This is a genomic window from Caulobacter sp. S45 (assembly GCF_903642205.1).
Classification (GTDB): domain Bacteria; phylum Pseudomonadota; class Alphaproteobacteria; order Caulobacterales; family Caulobacteraceae; genus CAHJWH01.
Map to the genome: position 1 here is coordinate 1 of NZ_CAHJWH010000178.1, position 5,852 is coordinate 5,852.

Here is a 5,852-nt window from a genome sequence, read left to right on the forward strand (position 1 = left end):
TCTGGCGGGCACGGGTGAGGATGGAGTTCTCGATGTCGATGTCGGTCTGCCCGGCCACCGGGGCGTCCACCCACTGGCCGCCCGCATCCCGGGTCTGCTTGAACACCGTGACGTTCAGCCCGTCGGCGCGCAGGCGCGTGTCCAGGATGTAGACGGTGGCCTTGAAGCGCTCGTCGGGCTTCTCGGGGTTGACGTACCAGTCGGTGATCACCGTGCCGCCGATGGGGTCGGCCGAGGCCAACGGCATGAAGGCCAGGGTGTCCAGCGTCGCGCGCCACAGATAGCTGTTCACGCCCAGGCCCGCGGTGGCCTGGGTCTGGGCGGGGGTGATGCGGCGGGTCCCCACCTGGTCGTGGGCGCATCCCGACAGGAGCGCCGCGCCCGTCGCCACCATGAGGGCGCCGATCTTGACCGCCCCAGTCCTTGTCGTCCGGGCCGGAGCCGGCTTTTCAACAGCAGACATCTACGTGTGTACCCGCTACTTCCAGGCTAGAGCCTCGGACCGCGCCGGATCGGCGAACCAGTCCGGCCGCGCTCCCCGGTTTGGGAAGCCCGCGGCGTATCCGGCGGCTGTATAGCAACGGCCTTGGCCGTCCAACAGGGGCCGCGTGACCGGGCGGCCACAGGTCGCACGCTCCGGACCCTTGCGGGCCGTGGAGTCGATTGACCCTGAAACCTGCGGACCCTTTAACAGACGGACACATTACCGTGCTTCAACGGTGCGCCTCGGGCTGGGGCATTGGCTGCAGGGCTATGACGGGCGGACGGACCTATCTCGCGGGCGGCCTTGCGGCGCTCCTCCTCCTGGGGGTGGCGGGCGCGCGCGCGGAGACGGTCGCGGCCAGCCAGAACCCCAACGCCTTCAGCCCGGACGGGAGCGGCGCGCCGCACAAGAGCCTGCAGCTGGACGCAAGCGGCCGCTGGACGCTGCGGCTGGACATGGACCCGCCGGTGGGCGAGGTCGGCAGCCTGAAGGACGTTCAGGCCGGCGCCTTCTTCCACATCACCCCCTCCATGCGGATCGGGGGCTCGGTGGGCCTGGGCGATCGCCAGGCGGATGTTCAGCGCCTGCTGCCCCAGGATACCCAGGGACCCCGGGTGCACCTGGAGACGAAGTTCAAGTTCTAGGACAGGCTCTACATTCGATCATCCCGGCGTTCGCCGGATGAGTGGCATGGGTGTGGTGGCCTCAGCCCAGGTCGACCTCCAGCCCCGCCGCCGCCAGTTCCTCGCGCAACGCCGCCTTGACCCGGGCGAGGGCCGCGGCGTCCTGCCCCTCGCATCGAAGCGTCAGCTTGGGTTCGGTGCCCGAGGCGCGGAGCAGCCACCAGCCGTCCTCGCTCTCCACCCGCAGCCCCAGCGCCGGGTCCGTCCGCACGCCCCGGGCGTTCAGGCGGGCGGTCACGGCGGCCAGCACCTGCGACTTGCGCGGCTCAGGGCAGGCGATGCGCAGCTCGGGCGTGGCCACGGCGGCGGGCAAAGCCCTGCGGAAGGCGGCCAGGCCGGCGCCGCCCTCCTCCAGGCTCCGCGACAGGGCGCAGAGCAGGCGGGCGGCCACATAGAGGCCATCGTCGGTGCCGTCCCAACGGTCGGCGTAGAAGATGTGGCCGCTGAGCTCGCCGCCGAGCAGGGCGCCCTCGCGTCGCATCGCCTCGCGCACCAGGACGTAGCCGGAGGGCGCCATGACCGGTCGGCCGCCGGCGGCGCGCACGCCCTCGAACAGCACCGCGCTTGACTTCACGTCGGCGACGATGGTGGCCCCAGGGTTGGCGGCCACGACCTCGCGGGCGAGGAACAGCAGCAGCTGGTCGGCCCAGAGCACCTGGCCCTCCTCGTCCACCACGCCGATCCGGTCGCCGTCCCCATCGAAGGCCAGCCCCACGTCGCAGCGGTGGGACAGCACCGCCTCGCTCAGGTCCGCCAGGTTGGCCTCCACCGCGGGGTCGGGGTGGTGGTTGGGGAAGCGGCCGTCGACGGTGGCGTGCATCAGGTGGTGCTCGCCTGGCAGGCTGGAGACCAGCCGCTCGACGGCCGGGCCGGCGGCGCCGTTGCCGCAGTCCCAGGCGACCTTCAACGGCGCCATCGCGCCCGCCGCCTGGGCGAGCCGGGCCACATAGGCCTCCAGCACCGAGCTATCCTCCACCGAGCCGCCAGGCGCCCGCGCGCCGCGGGAGGCCGCCAGCTCCGCGAGCGCGCTCCCGTGGATGCGCTCAGGTCCCAGCAGCAGCTTGAACCCGTTCTCGTCGGGGGGATTGTGGGAGGCCGTGACCATGATCCCGCCGTCGAGCGCCAGCCGGCGCACGGCGAAGGCCAGCATGGGCGTCGGCCCGAGCCCGATGCGCTTGACGGCCATGCCGCCTTCCGTCAGCCCGCGGACCAGGGCGGCTTCGAGCGCCGGTGAGCTGGTGCGCCCGTCGCGGCCGACGCCGATCCGGCGCAGGCCCCGCGCTCGGGCAAGGGCCGCATAGGCGAGGCCCAGGGCATGGGCGTCCGACCCCTCGATCTGGCCCGGGACCTTGCCGCGGATGTCGTAGGCGCGCACCGCCGGCGGCCGGACGCACCCTGGGGAGAGGGGTGGGGACAGGGGATCGGCGAGGCTCAGGGCGTGGATTCCCGGACGGGCGCGGAAGCGGTCGGCGACGCCGGAGCCTCGTCGGCCAGGGAACGGGCGCGGGCGGGCGGGTCAGGGCGCCAGGGCACATCGATGACCACCAGCCGGTCGCCGCCGTGGCGCAGCAGCATCTCCCGCAGCCGCCCGGCGCGGCCGTTGTGCAGCAGGTGCTGCCACCAGCGCAGCTTCACCAGCTCCGGGATCAGCACGGCAACCGAGCGGCCTGGCGTGGCGTCGTCGGTGCGCCGGATCAGCTTCAGGAGCGGCTCGTGCAGGGTGCGGAACGGCGCCTGGATCAGCACCAGCCGGGGCGGGTCGGCCACGCCGGCTGCACGCAACGGCTGCTCCACCATGTCGGCCCAGGTGCGGCGGACGGTGGACTGGCGCTCCTCCACGTCAGGGCCCTCGAGCGCCATCAGGTGCACGCCCACCACGTCCGGCGACAGGGTGCGGGCTAGGCGCAGCGCCCGCTCGCTCAGCCGGCTCCAGTCCTGGAACGCCACCAGGATGGTGGGCGGCTGGGTCTCCTCCGCCTGGAGCGGGGTGGCGCAGCGCATCTTGTCCCCGAGCCTGACATAGTAGCGCTTCACCGACTTCAGCATGACGATGACCGCCGGCACTGCGATGGCGGTGATCCAGGCCCCCTCCAGGAACTTGGCGGACAGGATCACCAGCAGCGCCGCGCCGGTGGACAGCGCCCCCGCGGCGTTGATGACCAGGGAGCCCAGGTGGCGCCCTTCGACCTTGCGCCAGTGCGCCACCATGCCGGCCTGGGACATGGTGAAGGTCAGGAAGGCGCCGATGGCGAACAGCGGGATCAGCCGGTCGGTGACGCCGCCGAACACGATCAGCAGCAGGCCCGAGCAGACCGCCAGATAGCCGATGCCGACCGAGTAGACGAGCCGCCGCCCGACGGCGGCGAAGGGGCGCGGCAGGAAGTCGTCCCGCGCCACCAGCCGGCAGAGGTTGGGGAAGCCCACGAAGCTCGTGGCCGCCGACAGGCAGAGCACGCCCACCACGCTGGCCATGGCCACGTCGTAGAACCAGCCGCGCCCCACCACGGCGGCGGTGAGCTGGGACAGCACCGACTGGTAGCCCGGCCTGGACTGGTCCATGGCGCCGAGGTGGTAGGCCTTGGCCAGAAGCGACACGCCGACCAGCAGGGCGGCGAGCACGCCGACGATCAGGGTGAGCGTGCGACGGGCGTTCTTCACGACCGGCTCGCGGAAGGCGCTCACCCCGTTGGACACCGCCTCCACCCCGGTCATGGCCGTGCAGCCCGAGGCGAAGGCGCGCAGCAGCAGCCATACGCTCACCCCCTCCATGGCGTGGCCGAGGGCGGGCGGAGCGATGACGGCGTGAGGATGGCCGTGGGCGGCGAACGTCCGCACCAGGCCCAGCGCGATCAGGGCCAGGAAGCAAGCGATGAAGACATAGGTGGGCAGGGCGAACAGCCGCCCGGACTCTCCCAGGCCCCGCAGGTTGGCGAGCGTTGTGAGCGCCAGCACGCCCAAGCACAGCCACAGGGTGAAGGGCTGCAGCGACGGCAGGATGGAGGTGAGCGCGCCGACGCCCGCGGAGATGCCGACCGCCGCGTTCAGCACATAGTCGATCATGATGGCGGCGGCGGCCAGCAGGCTGGCGTTTTCGCCCAGGTTCTCCCGCGCAACCACATAGGCGCCGCCGTTGCTGGGATAGGCGCGCACCGTCTGGCGGTAGGACAGGTAGAGCACCGCCAGCAGGGCCACGATCAGGCCTATGATCGGGCCGATGAGGTGCAGGCTGGCGGCGCCCAGCGGCGCCAGGATGGTGAGGGCGGCTTCCGGCCCGTAGGAGGAGGACCCCAGCCCGTCCAGCCCCATGGTGGGCACCGCCTCGAAGGGGCCGATCCTGCGCGAGCCCTGCTCGCGGTTGGCCAGGGCGCGTCCCAGCAGCAGCCGGGCCGGGGAGAAACCCACCCGCTCGCTGTCGGGTCCGGCCGCCGGCGGTCGGGTCAAGCCCCGGGCTCCGCCGGCGAGGTCCCTGGCTGAGGCGCCGGCGGCGGCGGCGTGGCGGGTCCCTTCTGATGTCCGTGAGCGGCCTCAGGCGACGGCGCGACATAGGTGGCCACCAGCTCGCCCCTGGCTATGGCATGGCCGGCCATGGCCCGCAGCACCGCCGGCAGCTCGGCCCCAGGCCGCATGCGCAACGGGCGGTCCAGGGCGAAGACCTGCAGGTGGTAGTGGTGGGCGGGCTCGCCCACGGCCAGCCTGGGGCCGCTGTAGCCCAGGCTGTCATGGCTGTTGCGGCCCTGGCTTGAGCCCAGCGGACTGGTGGGGCTCGCCACGTTGCGCATGCCGCGCGGCAGCATCGCCACCGTGGCCGGGACCGAATAGACCAGCCAGTCGACGCCCTCGCCGGGTCTGTCCGTCGGCGCGTCGGCGTCCTGCATCAGGACCACGAAGCTGCGGGTCTCGGGCGGCCCCTCGCTCCAGCTGACCGGCGGGGAGAGGTTGCGCCCGTTGAAGGTGTAGTTCGAGGGCAGGGCGCCTCCATCGGCCACACCGGGCACGGTGACCTGAAGAGTGGCGGGCGCCTGCAGCTCCGGCCGGTCGAAGGCGATGGGCGCGGCCATGGCGCTCGACGCTCCCAGGGCGAGCGCCGCGACCGCCTGCAGCGGCGTCCAGCGGCCTCTGGTCATCGAAGTGAGGGCCATGGGACTCCGGCGCGGGCTTGCAGGGGCCGAACGTGCCGCCCTGCGGCGTGTTCCGGGTCTCAGACGTGCAGCATCAGCAGGGCCAGCGAGATCGCCCCGGCCGCCCAGCAGTAGTAGGCGAAGGGATCGAAGGCCTTGAATTCGTGGCGCTTGAACCAGCGCATAAGCGCCCAGAGGCTGACATAGGCCACGATGCCGGCGATCAGGCCCGCTCCCCAGGCCATGGAGCCCAGGTGGCCGCCGCCGTTGGGCAGCCTGTGCAGCTTGGGCACCTCCAGCACCGCAGCGCCCAGTATGATCGGCGTGGCGGTCAGGAAGGAGAAGCGTGCGGCGTCCTCGTGGTCCAGCCCGGACAGGAACCCGCCCGCCATGGTCATGCCCGATCGCGAGATGCCGGGAATCAGCGCGAAGCACTGGCACACGCCTACGAACAGGGCCTGACCCCAGCTCAGCTCGTCCAGCCGCCGCGCGCCTGCGCCCAGTGAGCCCGTTCCCCGCAAGTCCTGCGAGGAGGCGCCGGGCCGTTTCAGGCGCTCGACCACGAAC

6 protein-coding genes are annotated in these 5,852 nt (G+C 72.4%); 1 reads left to right on the forward strand and 5 read right to left on the reverse strand.

Going from position 1 to position 5,852, the window contains the following annotated elements:
* The coding region (locus HUV06_RS14150) for a DUF3576 domain-containing protein (protein ID WP_174301898.1) at positions 1-394 on the reverse strand (394 nt) is incomplete at its 3' end.
* Between the two features lie 359 nt (positions 395-753).
* Here HUV06_RS14150 and HUV06_RS14155 point away from each other — a divergent pair.
* Positions 754-1,128, forward strand: a complete 375-nt coding sequence (locus tag HUV06_RS14155; RefSeq protein ID WP_174301899.1) for an NtrZ family periplasmic regulatory protein — start codon at positions 754-756, stop codon at positions 1,126-1,128.
* Positions 1,129-1,189: 61 nt separating this feature from the next.
* Here the strand turns inward: HUV06_RS14155 and HUV06_RS14160 are convergent, their stop codons facing one another.
* From HUV06_RS14160 to HUV06_RS14175, 4 genes are all read right to left on the reverse strand, one after another.
* Positions 1,190-2,542, reverse strand: coding sequence for a phosphomannomutase/phosphoglucomutase (locus HUV06_RS14160; RefSeq protein WP_217433894.1), 1,353 nt, complete (start codon positions 2,540-2,542; stop codon positions 1,190-1,192).
* Between the two features lie 56 nt (positions 2,543-2,598).
* Positions 2,599-4,608 carry an APC family permease gene (locus HUV06_RS14165; protein ID WP_217433895.1) on the reverse strand — a complete coding sequence of 670 codons (2,010 nt, stop codon included), beginning with the start codon at positions 4,606-4,608 and terminating at the stop codon, positions 2,599-2,601.
* Positions 4,605-5,306: a YbhB/YbcL family Raf kinase inhibitor-like protein gene (locus HUV06_RS14170; RefSeq protein ID WP_174301900.1), complete on the reverse strand. Its 702-nt coding sequence runs from the start codon at positions 5,304-5,306 to the stop codon at positions 4,605-4,607. The genes HUV06_RS14165 and HUV06_RS14170 overlap by 4 nt, the downstream gene beginning before the upstream one ends.
* A 59-nt stretch (positions 5,307-5,365) precedes the next feature.
* On the reverse strand, positions 5,366-5,852 hold a 487-nt coding region (locus HUV06_RS14175), incomplete at its 5' end, for an undecaprenyl-diphosphate phosphatase (RefSeq protein WP_174301901.1).

Coding starts and splice junctions, on each gene's coding strand:
- HUV06_RS14155 (WP_174301899.1), top strand. CDS start 754: ATGACGGGCGGACGGACCTATCTCGCGGGCGGCCTTGCGGCGCTCCTC.
- HUV06_RS14170 (WP_174301900.1), bottom strand. CDS start 5,306: ATGGCCCTCACTTCGATGACCAGAGGCCGCTGGACGCCGCTGCAGGCG.